This is a genomic window from Achromobacter sp. Root83 (assembly GCF_001428845.1).
GTDB lineage: Bacteria > Pseudomonadota > Gammaproteobacteria > Burkholderiales > Burkholderiaceae_B > Achromobacter.
In genome coordinates this window covers 670,368-685,012 of record NZ_LMIU01000001.1, presented here as the reverse complement: position 1 = coordinate 685,012, position 14,645 = coordinate 670,368, and the positions used below count along the sequence as shown (strand labels likewise).

Below are 14,645 nucleotides of genomic sequence, written 5' to 3'. Positions count from 1 at the left end.
TTGGGGGAAATCATGCGCGAAGAGAACAGCCAGACAGGACGGGTGGCGGGCAAGGTGGCATTGGTCTTTGGCGCCGGATGCACCGGCCCCGGATGGGGCAATGGGCGCGCGATTGCGGTGCGTCTGGCACAGGAAGGCGCCATGGTGGTCGCGGTGGACAAGGATGTGCATTCCCTGCCGGAAACGTTGGAACGTGCCGGCCAATCCCGTGATCGCATCGAGACGCAGATCTGCGATGTCCAAGATTCGAGTCAAGTTGCCGCACTGGTCGAGCAGACGCTGCAAAGGCACGGCCGGATAGACATCCTGGTCAACAACATCGGCGGGCCAATCGCGGGCGGACCGGGCGCGTTGTCAGAGCACGATTGGCAGAAGCAGCTGGCGTTGAACCTGACCACGGTGTTCACCACGTGCCGGCATGTGCTGCCCATCATGGCGCGCCAGCGCGCGGGCGCGGTGGTGAATGTCTCGTCTACGTCCGCGATTCGCTGGACGGGCGCGCCGCAGGTCGGCTATGCGGCCGCCAAGGCGGGAGTGATGCAGTTTGGCCGGGTTGCCGGGGTTGAGTACGCCCAGTGGGGCGTGCGGATAAACACCGTGCTGCCGGGCCAGTTGCACACGCCGCTGGTGGATGCCTTCCTGGCTGTGCAGCAGGCCGCCGGCGATATCGAGGCCTTGCTGCAAAAGCGCCGGAAACGCATTCCCCTGCCCTTCGAAGGGGACGGGCGCGACACGGCGAACGCCGTGCTCTTCCTGGCTTCGGACGAAGCCAGGTTCATAACCGGCACCGAGCTCGTCGTAGATGGCGGCATGAGCGCACGGTGCGATTGAGACAAAGGGAACCCACGACGGCGAGAATCTCCTATGCGGATGTCACCAAGCCAGAAACCCGGGAACTGGTCCAGCGCATACAGCACGAGCGCGCCAGTCTGCCGAATCTGTACCGGATGCTGCTGAACAGTCCGCCCGTCGCCGAGGGCTGGCTGAACTATCTGACAGCCATCCGCCAAAAGAGCGGCCTGTCTGCCCGGATACGAGAGATGCTTATCCTGCGGGTAGCGGTGTTGAACCAGGCCGACTACGAGTTCGAGCAGCATCTGCCCATCGCGCTGAAGGAAGGTTGCACCGAGCAACAGGTGGCGGCCCTGAAATCGGGAGACCGGGGCGCGCTGGATGACAAGGCGCAAGCGGCCATTGCGTACTGCGATGCGATGACGCGCGACATCCGGGTCAACGAGGCAACCTTCGCGTCGCTGCGAGCATCATTCGACGAGAAAGAGATCGTGGAGATCACGGCGACCATCGCCGCCTACAACATGGTGTCGCGTTTTCTGGAAGCCATACAAGTCGATCACGAGTAAACGGCAAAGTCCGTCATAACGATAATGGGAGACAACAATGCGCAAGTATTTCGGAGGCATCGTGGCGTCGTGCACGCTGGGCTTGGCCCTGAGTGCGACGGCCTACGCCGGGCAGCCCTATCCCGACCGGCCGGTTCAACTGGTCATTCCCTTTTCACCGGGCGACACCGACAGGATGCTGCGGCCCATCACCGAGAAAATGGGGCAATACATGGGCCAGCCTTTGGTCATGAACTACAAGCCTGGTGCGGGCGGCGGCATAGGCGCCGCGTTCACGGCCGGCGCGGCGCCAGACGGATATACGCTGGTGGGAAGCTCTCCCGGTTCGCTTGTGGTGGTGCCGCTGGCCAATAAGGAGGTCACCTACACGACCGATTCGTTCGCACCCGTGGCCGGGATTTCGCTGGGCGGCATGATGATCGTTGCACCGTCCAAGTCCAGATACAAGACCCTGGCCGATGTGGTGGCCGATGCCAAGGCCCGCCCCGACGCCATCGCGTATGGCACATCGGGCGCCATGGGCATCAGCCATCTTCTTGGAGAACTCTTTGCTTCCGAAGCGAAGATTACCCTGCGCCATATCCCGTTCAAGGGTAGTACCCCGGCGGTAACCGCGTTACTGGGCGGACATACCGACATCGCGGTCTCGGCGGTGGGTCCCGCCCAGGCGCATATCGACGCCGGCGGGTTGAGGCCGCTTGCCGTATTCAGCGATAAGCGCCTGGTCGCCTACCCGGACGTGCCGACCGTGCGGGAGCTGGGCTACGACGTCGGCAGCCCGACCATCTACGGCCTGATGGCGCCCAAGGACACACCGCCGCAGGTGATCGATGCGCTTTACCAGGCCGCGCGCAAGGTGGTGGCCGAGCATGGCGCCGAGGTGGAAAAAACCCTGGCCACGCTAGGGGCGGAGGTCAGTGTAATGGACCCCAAGGAATATGGTGCTTATCTGCAGCAGCAGCGCGCATTGTTTTCCCGGGGTGTCGGCCTGATACGGGAGTAGCTCCCTCTTCCCTGCCGGACCAGAAGCGCACAAGCGCGGGATGAAGGCGCCTGCTGTCCACGCAAGTTTGGCAGCGGGCCGCAAGTACCCTCTTCCCTTGCCCACCGGCTTGGGTCACGAAGCCGCGGGGATTGTCGAAATGATTGGTCCGGGCGTTACCGATTTCCGCGTCGGCGATCATGTGGTCTACATGAATGCCGGCGTTGGCGCATATACAAGCCGGCGTAACGTTCCGGCCGAAAAGCTTGCACGCATTCCCGAGGGGATAGACGACGAAACTCCCGTTGCCGTTTTTTTCAAGGCCATGACCGCGCAGTATCTGGTTCGCAAGACCTTTCCGGTCAAGAAGGGGAACATCGTCGTCGTCCACGCGGCTGCGGGCGGCGTCGGGCGGATCCTGAGCGGTTGGACCAAGGCATTGGGAGCCACCGTGATCGGCACGGCCGGCTCGCCTGAAAAATGCCGAATCGCCATCAATGCGGGCTGTGACCACGCTGTGAATTACAGCGAGGAAGATTGGATCGACCAGGTCATCAACGCAAGCGATGGCAGAAAGGCTGACGTGGTCTATGACTCCGTTGGTAAGAACACCTTTCTTGGATCCCTGGACTGCACAGCCAAATTCGGCATGGTCGTTTTGTACGGCGCCGCGTCAGGGCCGGCTCCCTCCATCGATCCCGAACTCCTGAACAAGAAGGGATGTCTTTTTCTGACGCGGCCGTCTGTCTTTCCCCACAATGCCGATCCGGTAACGTTTCGCGAGAACGCGGCGGAAGTGTTCGAAGCCATGCAACGCGGGTATTTCAAGGCATAGATCGCGGCCAGGGTCGCCTTGGAGGACGTTGCCGATGCCCACACACTGGCGGAAAGCCGCAAGAGCGCGGGTTCGATCGTCATCGTTCCATAGACGTTTCATCACTGCACGGTCCGCCAAGCCGGTGGGTTCAAGCAGTGCGCCCATGCGCGTACGCAAACAATGTTGCCGCGAGACGCAGCGAAGCTCGCGCAACTCCACGACCGCCCTCCACTCACGAAGGCTGAGGGCCGCTTTGCTTGGCGAGTCCGCATAACGACAGAACCAGGGCAATCACGCCAAGCCCTACCGCGACCATGAACGTCATGGTGAACGCCTTCGCCACGTCATCCGGCGTTGCACCCGCTATTCCCTGGGAACCTATGGCTGTTGCGAACAACCCGGACATGACGGATGCGCCTGTCATGAAGCCCAGGTTCCGGGATAGCCCAAGCAGCCCCGACAGCATGCCACGCTGCGCATCCACCGCCCCCAGCATGACGGCGGTGTTGTTCGCGGCAAGGAAAAGCTGGAAACCCGGCGTAAGAATCATCAGGGCCACGACATAGCCGGCAACCCCCAGGAACCTGGGCGCGACGGCCAGGCAAACCAAGCCAATGGTGGTCTGCACCAAGCCGAAGAGCAACGTCCTGCGTGCGCCAAAGCGGTCTGTCATGCGCCCCGCCGGAATGCCCGAGAAGGCGGCCGTAAGCGGCCCCATCGCCATGACCAGTCCGGTCGCGGCTTCACTCAAGCCCAGGCCGAACGCCAGGAAGAACGGGCCGACCACTAGCGTGGACATCATGGCCGTGGACACCAGAAGGTTCATGGCCAGCGAAACACGGGTCATCGGGTTGCGCAGGAGCGCCATAGGCAGAAGCGGAGAGGCGGCGCGCGATTCAACGAAGATGAAGATGCCAAGCGCCACCAAGGCCAACCCCAGCAATAGACGCGAATCGATCGCCATACCGGTCTTGCCGCCCAGGGTCGCAAGCGCATAGAGCACCAGCGTCGTGGCCAGCACGGCCGCACCGATCCAGTCCAGCGATTTGGCCGAGGCAGTGGGCCGCGAGGCCGCTGGTGGAATAGTCCGGGCGGCGAGTACCCAAGTGCAGACGCCCAAGCCCGCCAGCAGGACGAACGCTGCCCGCCAGCCAAGGTCTCCGATCAGTACGCCGCCCAGTGAAGGACCCAGTGCAGTTCCGATGGCCGACACCGTTCCGAACAGGCCCATCGCCGACCCCATCCGTTCTTTGGGGACGACCTCGCGCGCAATCGAGAGCGGCAAGGCCAAGAGAATTGCGCCGCCCACTCCCTGAATCGCGCGGCCTGCGATCAGCACGCCCAGCGTTGGCGCCGCGGCGCAAAGCAGCGACGCCAGGGCGAAACACATCAGGCCGGCCATCAGCACCCGGCGGTGGCCGATGAGGTCGCCGAGCTTGCCGGCCAAGGTGATGGTGACCGTGACCGACACCAGATAGGCCAGCACCACCCACTGCACGCTTGAAACCGGCGCGTTGAACGCCCGCGCCAAGGCGGGCAACGCTACCGTCACGATACTGATGCCTAGCGACGCCAATAACGTCGCGCCTGCAAGCGCCGTCATCTTGACGGCCGCCGTCTTTCCGCTGGAGGTGTCTGACATGGGAACTTCTTTCCGGAATATCGAATGGCAACTACTATGCAACTTCAAGTTGACTTGAGGTCAAGCATGAATCTTCTCGATATTGGGGTGCTGTCCCAACGCAGCGGCGTGCCGGCCTCTGCCCTGCGCTACTACGAAGAGCTCGGGCTGATCGAATCGCGTGCCAGACGCGGCCTGCGCCGTCAGTACAGCGAGGAAACGCTGACTCAGCTCACGCTGATTGCCCTGGGAAAAGCGGCGGGATTTTCGCTGATGGAGATCAAGGGGATGTTCGGCCAGGATGGCTTGCCAAACCTGCCGCGCCCTACCTTGCACGAACGGGCGGATGCGCTGGATCAACAGATACACCGCTTGTCGGCGCTAAGGGATACGCTGCGGCACGTGGCCGATTGTTCCGCCCCCAGCCACATGAATTGCCCGCGATTTCAAAAACTCTTGCACATCGCGCAGCGCGATGCGGCTCCGGGCGGCACAGCAAGAAAGCGCACCTGAATTTTGCTGTCGGACTGCAATGTCGCGCGACCGGATTGCAGTCTGACACCATTAACTCGATGCAATCGATAATACCTGTCTCGAATGCCGCCCCGTTTGCCTCACATGCAAATCGAATCATGTCCATGCTGGATACTCATCAGGTACACGGAGGATCCCGCCCAGGCGCATATCGACGCGTCGGCGGCCTGAGGCCGGTCGCCGTATTCAGCGATAAACCCCCGCGCGTCTAGTGGGCAGTCCTACGATCTACGGCCTGAGGGTGCCCAAGGACATGCGCTTTACCAAGCTGCGCGCAAGGTGGTGGTAGAGGATGACGACAAGGTGGAAAAAACCCTGGCCACACTAGGCGCGGGGGTCAGTGTGAGGAGACCCAAGGAGTACGGTGTCTATCTGCAGGCAGTAGGACGCACTGTTTTCCCGGGGTGTCGGCGTGATACGGGATTAGCTAGCACCAATTCCAAGCAACCGATTACGTTTCCGGAAACGCGGCCCAATGCGTTTGAGCTTGACGTTCTCGGGCGCTAGCCCACGCAACCGCAACCCGGACCTCTGAACACCCGGGTATTTGCTCTGCTACATTAAAACATGGCGATGATCGGAGTCGCGCTTTCGAAAGCTCGATAACCAGCCGTTTACCGCGCTGGAGCACTGGCAGGGAGGTCAACGCCCTCATTCACTCTCGGCCAAATCCTCACTTAATGCGCGGGCAGACCTGATTTCAAATTGCATATCGTTGGAATTTATTAACTTACTAAATACCAAACTCTTTCGATTACTATCCTGATCGGTCCACGATGCAATAATGTCAGCATTTTTCTCAGGAGACCGAGGACGCAGATAGACCCCTGCGGGTGCGTCCGCAGCCGAAAGAGTGAAACCAGAACTCAACTCTATTAGGGCTTCTTTTTCGAGGGAAACGTGAACTACGCCGTGGCAGCGGTCATCATCCTCAAGACAAAGAGATCGCAGCATTCCGACTACAGCTTTCGCATCTTTGGAGTCCCGTATAATTTTTCCGAACAATTCTGATTCGGGCCCGTTTATTAACCGCGACGGCAGAAAATAAAGTCTCGACATGTTTTGGGGATTAGATATTGCCAGCCCCATCTTGTTAGTCGATATTACTCTGGAAAGCCGCAAAACGTAACCTCGCGCCATCACTTCAGACAAAACCGCTGCCGCTAGTTTATTCCGGGTGGCCATTTTCGGATCGGTCGTAAAAAATAGACGATCTGGCCGCGCAACGCTAATAGCAAGACGTAACGCAGATACAATCGCTTCGTCGGATGCATCTTGTGCAATTTTGAGCGCCGCTGATACCACCGCCGACTCGGGCATAATTCGAGCGAGGGCATGCTTTGCCTCGTGAGCAATGTCTTCGTCACTACGAACTGCAATTTTTTCTAGCGATTTCGCTGATTCGGCATCTTTCATCTTAGCAAGGTATCGAGTGGCAGCAATCAGTAGTCGCTTGTCGGTTTTGTCATCCCCCACAAGGGACCGCGCTGTTTGCACGAGCCTCCCGTCCAAAAAAAGTTCGAAAACCGTTGCTCTCTTGTCCGGCTGGCCACGAATCCATCGAAATTCCTCATCTGCGGCAGTCCCCAGCGCTAGCAAAAGGCGACTAACGGAATTTCCTTCTTTGATCTGCGTCGACCTAGTAAGTATGTCCACCGCGTCTCGAAAATCCCGATCTTCGGAGCGACTGTCTTTCACCAGATCAATCAACCTGCGCAGATCCGTATCGGAAATAGAGAGATCAAGAGCGAAAGGATTCTCCTTGCTTCTAGACATTTCTAGAAAGTAGGAGCTAATGAGACCACGAGCGATGACTCGATCGACATCCCTGCGAAACTCCGAGGTTGAATCATCTACGGCAAGCTTTTTCTTAACTTCGTCTATAGCTGTAGTCCTCGCCGCTTCACGCAGATCAATGGCAGTTTTTATCCCGAACAACGTAAATACCAACGCTACTAGGCCAAATGTCCAACCTAAGATTTTGACGCCAGCATCAAAGTGGCCCTTCAGCTTTACCTCCATTGCCTTCCCGAGTTGAAGCTCTAGGCTATCCCGGAACGAAAGAAGCCGTTTCTCTATTCGTTGATCCAAAACGTCATCGCTGGGTTGACCATGTTGCATCATCTGCTCCGCTGGACAGTTATTTCACTGTAGGCTCAGCCCGCAAATAGAACATACCCAAAATTGGGGATTGCGAACCTCCAATGGCCACGCCCCCCCCTGCAATTATGACCTGAAGCACTTTCAAGTTTCAACGCGGAAAGATAAGAGGAAAACCCCGTGAGTACGTTGAACAGACTGATAAGCCTGCTGCCCATGGTTGGATTAGGGCTTGGCCGGGGCGGTTGCCGAACGCAAATTACTTCCCAGACGCCGGCGGGCAAGGAAATTGCAGCATTGCAACTGGATGAGGCGTTCCCATATACGCATCTTTGGCTTTCGCGACTTTCTGCTGGTAAATATCGTCCGCTGGGGCAAGATGCGCACGGCACGTTCTATGAGGGACCGTCGCGCTGCTATAGCCAGCGAATTCTGAAGCCTGGACCTTTTGCGCCAGACAGCTCGCGAAATTTCGTCATAGTGGCCGATTGCGCAGTCTACCTGCCCAAGGACGCTGCCATGCCGGGCAAGGTGCTGGTAGTAACGGGCTCGGAGAGAATTATTCAGCTGGACAACCCAGACGCCTCTGAAGTCTAAGTGCAGAAACAGGTGGACGTAGCGATTCAGGACATATCTGTGTCTTTGGGGATTTCACAGAACACCGCAGGAAACAGTGTGCAGGCGGGAATAGGAGCCGGGCTCGCTTGGGGCCTGATTGGCGCGATGGCGACCGCGGAACAGGGGGGCTGAACGATGCACTCATTCAGCCCGCGGCTGGCGCGCTACGCAATGCCCTGCAGCGCAAGCAGATGGCCCTGGCGGCGGGGGTCGCCGACTAGTCCGGTTTTCGGGCTGGAAGAATATGGTGTGTGGCTTAACCTCGCAAAAATTTCCAGTCCGAATTCCGGATCTGCGGAGCTAGCTTATGAAAGGACACAAGGCTCCCTGCTATTTTGCTGGCAACCTCAATGGCGTATGCCATGGCCGGGGCTCTTTTCGGACGATTGCTCATTCACCATGGCCAGTTCAGGTGCGCGCTCCGTACGACAGCACGACAGGATCCTTATCAATTTGCAGACCTGAGCATGCGCGCTAGCACCCCCAGGGGTCGGACCAACTCGGCCCCTTTGGTTTCCTGCCACCCACCGGCCGGACAGACAGACAGAGTGAAGTGCCATCCACACTCCTTCGTACCACAACCGCCCCCAACAATTCCGCGCTCGGCACCTGAATTAGGTCGCATATACCCATTCAACGTTCTAGATGATTGATCGGACCGGCTATTCGGGATAAATCGTTTATCCCGCTTGTGCGGCCCACCACTAAAGGATGAGCAGCCCTCATCTCAACACTTCCAAATGGCCGACAGAGTTTCCCCGGATTGGCGCGGTTTGGCGCAACGGTGATAGTTGCGCGTAACGCCTATCCTGAATTTCTAATACCTGCCGAAGAAAGGTGCTCCCATGCGAGCCATTTATAAAAATTATTGCTTTCCGGCTGCTCTTGTCTTATTGGTAAGCGGGTGCTCATCGGTTCAACTGATTTCAAACTATGACGAAGCCACGGACAGAGACGCCCAAGCACTGCAGAGAAAGTTCGACAGTCATTTGGTATCCCTTCAAAACTCAGGAGAGGAAGGCCTAAAATTCAAGAATAATCAGAAATTCTACGAGAGCGCGAGCGTCGACCTGACTGCGTTAAAAGTAAGAGCCGAGGGAATATACAAAAATAAGATTACGATCGAACAAATCGATCTGGCGACCACCAACCTCGCGTACCTTGTACTCCTGAACAAGCGGTGCACCTCTATTGACAAGCCCCTGACTGCGGCTCAGATCCAGGCTGTCGGTGAAATGGGTCCAGATCTCTCGATGGACTGTAATGTGGATTTTGGGGCGGAAGCTGACCGGCAAGCACGGGGCGAGGTGACCTTGGAGCGAGATGCCATCCTACCCATTAAATCCATGTTCAATCAGCTGTTCGGCGCCATCATGGCGGCAGAGTTGGCAAAAAAACGCGGTGATAAATCAAGCAAGGAGTGAGCGATGTCGAGTCTCAAATTTGAAGACTTGGTTGCGTCGATGCTGGCAGCGGCCAAGGGCGTTTTCGACAAACGTTGGCCGGACATCGAGGATTATGCCGAGCCGGAGTTCGAAAAGCTTGCACGAACTCTAATACAGATTCAGAGTCTCCGAGCGAGGAAGAAAATATCCGAAGGCACTGCCAGTGTCCTGTTGGAGATGCAGAAGAACACCACTCGGGCGGTAATGCTCACACTCAAAGGCATGGGACTGGTGCTGATCGAAGAAGCGATTAATGCTGCATTGACGGCAGTAAAGGACATCGTGAACTCTGCACTTGGATTCGCCCTTCTTTAACCCCAGGCGCAAAAAATCTGGCGACCTGTGTGGTTGTTGTAATGGCGGCGAAATAAGCTAGGGCAAGTATTGGCTTCGAGGCGGGTAACGGCGGATAGTACTGAAAAGATGGCCAAAAGCTTCGGACAGGCCCCATCTGACTTGACGAATCGTCGCCCCCAAGCACTTGAAATACTGCACTACTTGCAGACATTCTAAATCTGCCGCCTCATCCGCTCCTGGGAAAATGACCCTAATTCCCACTAGCCGACGAGACCCTTGAGGCCACGCCGACAGTGCTCGCAGAGCCTGCCCAAGCTCGCCCCCCGCTCCGGGGTAGCACCCAGACTGCGGGCGCGGCCCGCCAGGTCCTGATGCACTGAGGGATAGAGCCCAAGACCACATGGGCGTCCAATCAGCCCGGCCGCAGCCCTCCTGCCTGGCAAACCTATTTTCTTTTTCGAAGCTCCGCCGCCAACCGGGTCCGCGCCAACCTGCCAGCCGCCGCCCGACTGGCGCCTTGCCAGTACTCCGGATCCACGTTCTGAATCCGCTTTGCGGTGCTCAGCATATGGTGAAACGCCGCAGCCCTTGCTGCGTCGATATCCTGGCTTTCGATTGCAGCGCGTATCGCCTCGTGTTCGCTGCGCACGTCGTCGGCCAGTTGGGCCTGGCGTGCTTCGTTGCCACGCGTGACCCGTATGGCGTCTTTCAGGGCCCGGGTCAGCATGCCAAGCAACTCCGGATAATGCGGATTGCCGGTGGCCCTGGCGATGGCAAGATGGAATGCCAGGTCTTCCTCCACGCCATCACCGCCCAGGTCGACAGCGTTGTCGATTTCGACCAGCGCCCGATTGATGCGCAGCATGTCCTGCGCGCTGCGCCGCTCCGCCGCCAAAGCGGCCATTTCGCCTTCCAGTCCGCGGCGCAGTTCGATGATGCGCAGGACCCCACGGGCCGGGTCTTCGTCAGGCGTGCCCAGCCGGAACGCGTCACTGGATGCTGGGTCCAGCACGACCGTCCCGCTGCCCTGGCGGGTATCCACCAGACCCGCCGATTTCAGGCGTGAAATCACTTCGCGCACGACAGTACGGCTGACGCCGTATTGCTGCGTCATGAATCTTTCGGTGGGCAGCCTGGAATCCACCGGGTATGCGCCACGGCGGATCTCTTCGGCCAGCATGTCCGTCAGCCGGTCGGCCAGCGTTCTTTCACCGCTTTGCTTGTTCTCTTGCATGACTCGACGAGCGCCCTTCGACCCTTCCATCTTGCGGGCTGGATGCTTGCCCTGTCGCTGGCGGCCTGGCCGCGGCGCTTAGGGCAAACACTAGCAGGCCGAAATGTTGTTTGTTGATAAATTGGTACGACAAATTAATAATATCAAAAAACCACAAGGGAGGCATGGCGGAAGATGGCAGCCAACGCAACAACACCCCGGGCATACCTATGCCGCCGGTTCACCGAAAGCGTCGAAGCCGCCCTGGCAGAGCGTTACGATCTGCGCCTCAATGAGCACGACGGCATCTTGTCCCCCGACGAAATCGTGCAATCCGCGCGGGGATCCGAAGTGTTGTTCGCCAGCGCAACGGAGCAAATCAACGAGCATGTCCTGCGCCAACTGGCACCAACCTTGCGTTACGTCGCAACGCTTTCGGTAGGCTACGACCACATCGACATGGCTGCGGCGCGCGAGTTGGGCATTGGCGTCTTGCATACGCCCGATGTGCTCAGCGACGCCTGCGCGGAAGTCGCAATGATGCTGATGCTCAATGCATGCCGCCGTGGATACGAAGCGGACCGCATGGTGCGCGACGGCCGCTGGCCGGGATGGAGCCCCACCCAGTTATTGGGCATAGGCCTGAAAGAAAAGCGGGTCCTGGTGTTCGGCATGGGCCGCATCGGCCGGGAAGTCGCGGCACGCGCCCGTGCGTTCGGCATGGAAATCCACTATCACAACCGGCGCGCCCTTGCGCCCGAACTGGCCGCTGGCGCCATCTACCACGCGGACCTCGACCAAGCGCTGCGAATTGCCGATGTGCTGGTGATAGCGGCTCCCGGTTCCCCCCAATTGAAGGGAATCATCAACGCCGAACGCATCGCGTGCATGCCCGAGCGCGCCGTGCTGGTGAACATATCGCGCGGCGACCTGGTGGACGATGACGCATTGACCAGCGCGCTATCAACCGGGCGCCTGTTTGCCGCGGGACTCGATGTTTACGCCAACGAGCCCAATGTTGATCCCCGCTACCGGGAGCTGGACAACGTATTCCTGTCTCCGCATATCGGCAGCGCCACCCGGGAAACCCGCGACGCCATGGGCTGGCTATTGATCAATGGCCTGGACGCTCTCTACCAGGGCGCCACGCCCGACAACCTGCTCAATCCACGCTAGCCCCCCCTTTCACGAGACTCCCGATGAACCTGAAACGACCAGAGCTATTCCGGCAGCAATGCTATGTAGGCGGCCAATGGACCAATGCGTCCGGCGGTAAAACCATAGACGTCACCAACCCCGCGGACGGCACCGTGCTCGGCACCGTGCCCTCGCTAAGCGGACCTGATGTGCGCCAGGCCATCGAGGCGGCGAACCGCGCGCTGCCGGCGTGGCGTGCAATGGCGGCCAAGCCGCGCGCGCAATTGATCCGCCGATGGTTCGACTTGTGCATGGCACACCAGGAAGACCTGGCCACGCTGCTGACGCTGGAACAAGGCAAGCCCATAAAGGAATCCCGTGGCGAGATCGCTTACGGTGCGTCATTCCTGGAATGGTTTGCGGAAGAGGCGAAACGCGTTTATGGCGACGTCATTCCCGCAGCCACGGCCGACCGCCGCATTATCGTGATCAAGCAGCCTGTCGGGGTGGTGGCGGCCATTACTCCGTGGAACTTCCCTAACGCGATGATCACCCGCAAAGCGGGCGCGGCGCTGGCCGCCGGTTGCACGATTGTCATCAAGCCCGCCTCGTCCACGCCCTACTCCGCCCTCGCCCTTGCCATGTTGGCCCAGGAAGCCGGCATTCCGCCTGGCGTGCTCAATGTGGTGACGGGAAGCTCCGGGACCATTGGTGAGGAAATCACCAGCAATCCGCTGGTCCGCAAGCTGTCGTTCACCGGTTCGACCAGCGTTGGCAAGCTGCTGATGCAACAGTGCGCGGGCACCATGAAGAAAGTGTCGATGGAATTGGGTGGCAATGCGCCCTTCATCGTGTTCGATGACGCCGATCTCGACCTGGCCGTGGCCGGCGCCATGGCATCCAAGTTTCGCAATGCCGGCCAGACCTGCGTGTGCGCGAACCGGATTTTCGTACAGGACGGCATCTATGACGCGTTCGCCGAGCATCTCAAGCAGGCAGTGCTGTCCCTGCGAGTGGGCACCGGCCTTCAAGAGGACGTCGATCTGGGGCCGCTGATCGACCACGCGGCGATCGACAAGGTGCAAGAGCACGTGGACGATGCGATCGCTGGCGGGGCGAGCGCGCTGATTGGCGGCCGCAAGCATGAACTTGGCGGCTTGTTTTACGAGCCGTCCATTCTTGTGAATGTGTCGCGTCAGGCCAAGCTGATGCAGGAAGAGACGTTCGGACCCGTTGCTCCGTTGATACGGTTCAGCAACGAGCAGGAAGTCATCGACCTGGCAAACGATACGCCGTTCGGACTTGCCGCCTATTTCTACACATCGGACTACCGCCGCGCGTGGCGCGTCGCGGAAGCGCTGGAAACCGGCATCGTGGGTCTGAACGAGGGCATCATCTCGACCGAATTGGCGCCCTTCGGCGGCGTCAAGGAATCCGGCATCGGCCGCGAAGGGTCGAAATACGGCGTCGACGATTACGTCGAGATCAAATACATCTGCGCCGGTGGCCTGGGCGCCGCCTAGGTCGAATCGCACTGTTTCAGGAGCATTCTCCATGGCAGAAAATAAGCCGCGTATCGGCCTGATCGGCGTCGGCATGATGGGTTCGGGCATAGGCGCCAGCCTCTTGCGCAACGGCTTTCCGTTGACCGTGCTGGAACATCCGGGCAACCAGCCTTTGGATGACTTGCTTGCTGGCGGGGCAGGCACCCGTCGCCAGGCATCGGATCTGGCCGCGGAGGTCGACATCCTGATTCTCTGCGTGACGGGATCTCCCCAGGTGGAAGAGGTTCTCTTCCAGCAGAACGGCGTGCTGCAGGGTCTTAAGCGCGGCACCACCGTCATCGACTGCTCCACGGCCATCCCGTCGTCCACCCGCAAGATCGCCAAAGCCGTTCAGGATGTGGGCGGCCACTTCCTGGACGCCCCGATGACGCGCACCCCCAAGGAGGCCGCGGAGGGCCGCCTGAACCTGATCGTGGGTGGCGACAGGCAGGTCTACGAACACTGCCTGCCCGTGCTCCAAAGCTATGCCGAGAATATTGCCTACGCAGGCGGCGTGGGCTGCGGTCACCAGATGAAGCTGCTGCACAACTATGTGTCTCTTGGATTCTCGGCTGTCTTGGCCGAAGCCGCTGCATGCGCACACCAGGCGGGGACGGACCCGAAGACATTCTGTGACATCCTGGCGGCGGGCGGCGGTGGTGGCGTCGTGCTGAATCGCCTGCGTCCTTATATCGAATCCCAAGACCCTTCGGGCTTCCGGTTCTCGATCTCCAATGCGTTGAAGGACATGGGCTACTACTGCACCATGGCCGACGAGCAAAGCGCTCATGGCGCGCTTGCCCTGGCAGTCAGGCAGCTCTATGACGAGGCCTCTCAGGCAGGCCTCGGACAATCGCCGGTACCTGTACTGATCGACAGTCTTGGCGGCGCGCCGGCCGCTGCCGCCGCAGGGAAATGACTCAACCCAAAGTCGTGCGTATCGCCCGGTCCGCCCGGGCAATCGCGAATGCTGTGC

General features: G+C 59.4%; 14 protein-coding genes. 11 read left to right on the top strand and 3 right to left on the bottom strand.

What is annotated here, in order from left to right:
* The first annotated feature begins 12 nt into the window (after nucleotides 1-12).
* The 4 genes from ASE30_RS03045 to ASE30_RS03030 are packed head-to-tail and all read left to right on the top strand — an operon-like array spanning nucleotide 13 to nucleotide 3,178.
* A complete protein-coding gene (locus tag ASE30_RS03045) occupies nucleotides 13-831 on the top strand; it encodes an SDR family NAD(P)-dependent oxidoreductase (RefSeq protein WP_057282756.1) in 819 nt (272 codons plus the stop codon).
* On the top strand, nucleotides 822-1,361 hold the full coding sequence (locus ASE30_RS03040) for a carboxymuconolactone decarboxylase family protein (protein ID WP_235515169.1): 540 nt from the start codon (nucleotides 822-824) through the stop codon (nucleotides 1,359-1,361). The genes ASE30_RS03045 and ASE30_RS03040 overlap by 10 nt, the downstream gene beginning before the upstream one ends.
* A gap of 37 nt (nucleotides 1,362-1,398) precedes the next feature.
* Complete coding sequence (locus ASE30_RS03035; protein ID WP_057282754.1) at nucleotides 1,399-2,364, top strand: tripartite tricarboxylate transporter substrate binding protein; 966 nt, start codon at nucleotides 1,399-1,401, stop codon at nucleotides 2,362-2,364.
* A gap of 40 nt (nucleotides 2,365-2,404) precedes the next feature.
* The gene (locus ASE30_RS03030) at nucleotides 2,405-3,178 is read left to right on the top strand and encodes a quinone oxidoreductase (RefSeq protein WP_304438806.1); all 774 of its coding nucleotides are present in this window, start codon (nucleotides 2,405-2,407) and stop codon (nucleotides 3,176-3,178) included.
* Nucleotides 3,179-3,392: 214 nt separating this feature from the next.
* Here the strand turns inward: ASE30_RS03030 and ASE30_RS03025 are convergent, their stop codons facing one another.
* Nucleotides 3,393-4,802, bottom strand: a complete 1,410-nt coding sequence (locus ASE30_RS03025; RefSeq protein ID WP_057282752.1) for an MFS transporter — start codon at nucleotides 4,800-4,802, stop codon at nucleotides 3,393-3,395.
* Between the two features lie 66 nt (nucleotides 4,803-4,868).
* Here ASE30_RS03025 and ASE30_RS03020 point away from each other — a divergent pair, with 66 nt between their 5' ends.
* Nucleotides 4,869-5,294, top strand: a complete 426-nt coding sequence (locus ASE30_RS03020) for a helix-turn-helix domain-containing protein (RefSeq protein WP_057282751.1) — start codon at nucleotides 4,869-4,871, stop codon at nucleotides 5,292-5,294.
* 672 nt (nucleotides 5,295-5,966) lie between these two features.
* Here the strand turns inward: ASE30_RS03020 and ASE30_RS28845 are convergent.
* Nucleotides 5,967-7,439, bottom strand: coding sequence for a hypothetical protein (locus ASE30_RS28845; protein ID WP_156407520.1), 1,473 nt, complete (start codon nucleotides 7,437-7,439; stop codon nucleotides 5,967-5,969).
* A 156-nt stretch (nucleotides 7,440-7,595) separates the two neighbouring features.
* Between ASE30_RS28845 and ASE30_RS28840 the strand changes: the two genes are divergently transcribed.
* From ASE30_RS28840 to ASE30_RS03010, 3 genes are all read left to right on the top strand, one after another.
* Nucleotides 7,596-8,012 (top strand): hypothetical protein, encoded by a 417-nt coding sequence (locus tag ASE30_RS28840; RefSeq protein WP_156407519.1) that lies wholly within the window; start codon nucleotides 7,596-7,598, stop codon nucleotides 8,010-8,012.
* 866 nt (nucleotides 8,013-8,878) lie between these two features.
* Entirely contained in the window at nucleotides 8,879-9,457 is a 579-nt protein-coding gene (locus ASE30_RS03015) for a hypothetical protein (RefSeq protein ID WP_156407518.1), read from the top strand.
* A gap of 3 nt (nucleotides 9,458-9,460) precedes the next feature.
* A complete protein-coding gene (locus ASE30_RS03010) occupies nucleotides 9,461-9,793 on the top strand; it encodes a hypothetical protein (protein WP_057282749.1) in 333 nt (110 codons plus the stop codon).
* Between the two features lie 427 nt (nucleotides 9,794-10,220).
* Here the strand turns inward: ASE30_RS03010 and ASE30_RS03005 are convergent, their stop codons facing one another.
* Entirely contained in the window at nucleotides 10,221-11,009 is a 789-nt protein-coding gene (locus ASE30_RS03005) for a FadR/GntR family transcriptional regulator (RefSeq protein WP_057282748.1), read from the bottom strand.
* Nucleotides 11,010-11,183: 174 nt separating this feature from the next.
* Here ASE30_RS03005 and ASE30_RS03000 point away from each other — a divergent pair, with 174 nt between their 5' ends.
* The 3 genes from ASE30_RS03000 to ASE30_RS02990 are packed head-to-tail and all read left to right on the top strand — an operon-like array spanning nucleotide 11,184 to nucleotide 14,588.
* Entirely contained in the window at nucleotides 11,184-12,164 is a 981-nt protein-coding gene (locus tag ASE30_RS03000; RefSeq protein ID WP_057282747.1) for a D-glycerate dehydrogenase, read from the top strand.
* Nucleotides 12,165-12,187: 23 nt separating this feature from the next.
* Entirely contained in the window at nucleotides 12,188-13,648 is a 1,461-nt protein-coding gene (locus ASE30_RS02995; protein WP_057282746.1) for an NAD-dependent succinate-semialdehyde dehydrogenase, read from the top strand.
* 31 nt (nucleotides 13,649-13,679) lie between these two features.
* On the top strand, nucleotides 13,680-14,588 hold the full coding sequence (locus ASE30_RS02990) for an NAD(P)-dependent oxidoreductase (RefSeq protein WP_057282745.1): 909 nt from the start codon (nucleotides 13,680-13,682) through the stop codon (nucleotides 14,586-14,588).
* Nucleotides 14,589-14,645 lie beyond the last annotated feature (57 nt).

Excerpts from the sequence above, each read along its gene's own strand:
- ASE30_RS02995 (WP_057282746.1), top strand. The coding sequence starts at position 12,188 with ATGAACCTGAAACGACCAGAGCTATTCCGGCAGCAATGCTATGTAGGC.
- ASE30_RS03010 (WP_057282749.1), top strand. The coding sequence starts at position 9,461 with ATGTCGAGTCTCAAATTTGAAGACTTGGTTGCGTCGATGCTGGCAGCG.
- ASE30_RS03000 (WP_057282747.1), top strand. The coding sequence starts at position 11,184 with ATGGCAGCCAACGCAACAACACCCCGGGCATACCTATGCCGCCGGTTC.
- ASE30_RS03035 (WP_057282754.1), top strand. The coding sequence starts at position 1,399 with ATGCGCAAGTATTTCGGAGGCATCGTGGCGTCGTGCACGCTGGGCTTG.
- ASE30_RS03045 (WP_057282756.1), top strand. The coding sequence starts at position 13 with ATGCGCGAAGAGAACAGCCAGACAGGACGGGTGGCGGGCAAGGTGGCA.
- ASE30_RS02990 (WP_057282745.1), top strand. The coding sequence starts at position 13,680 with ATGGCAGAAAATAAGCCGCGTATCGGCCTGATCGGCGTCGGCATGATG.
- ASE30_RS03005 (WP_057282748.1), bottom strand. The coding sequence starts at position 11,009 with ATGCAAGAGAACAAGCAAAGCGGTGAAAGAACGCTGGCCGACCGGCTG.
- ASE30_RS03020 (WP_057282751.1), top strand. The coding sequence starts at position 4,869 with ATGAATCTTCTCGATATTGGGGTGCTGTCCCAACGCAGCGGCGTGCCG.
- ASE30_RS03015 (WP_156407518.1), top strand. The coding sequence starts at position 8,879 with ATGCGAGCCATTTATAAAAATTATTGCTTTCCGGCTGCTCTTGTCTTA.
- ASE30_RS28845 (WP_156407520.1), bottom strand. The coding sequence starts at position 7,439 with ATGATGCAACATGGTCAACCCAGCGATGACGTTTTGGATCAACGAATA.
- ASE30_RS03030 (WP_304438806.1), top strand. The coding sequence starts at position 2,405 with ATGAAGGCGCCTGCTGTCCACGCAAGTTTGGCAGCGGGCCGCAAGTAC.
- ASE30_RS03025 (WP_057282752.1), bottom strand. The coding sequence starts at position 4,802 with ATGTCAGACACCTCCAGCGGAAAGACGGCGGCCGTCAAGATGACGGCG.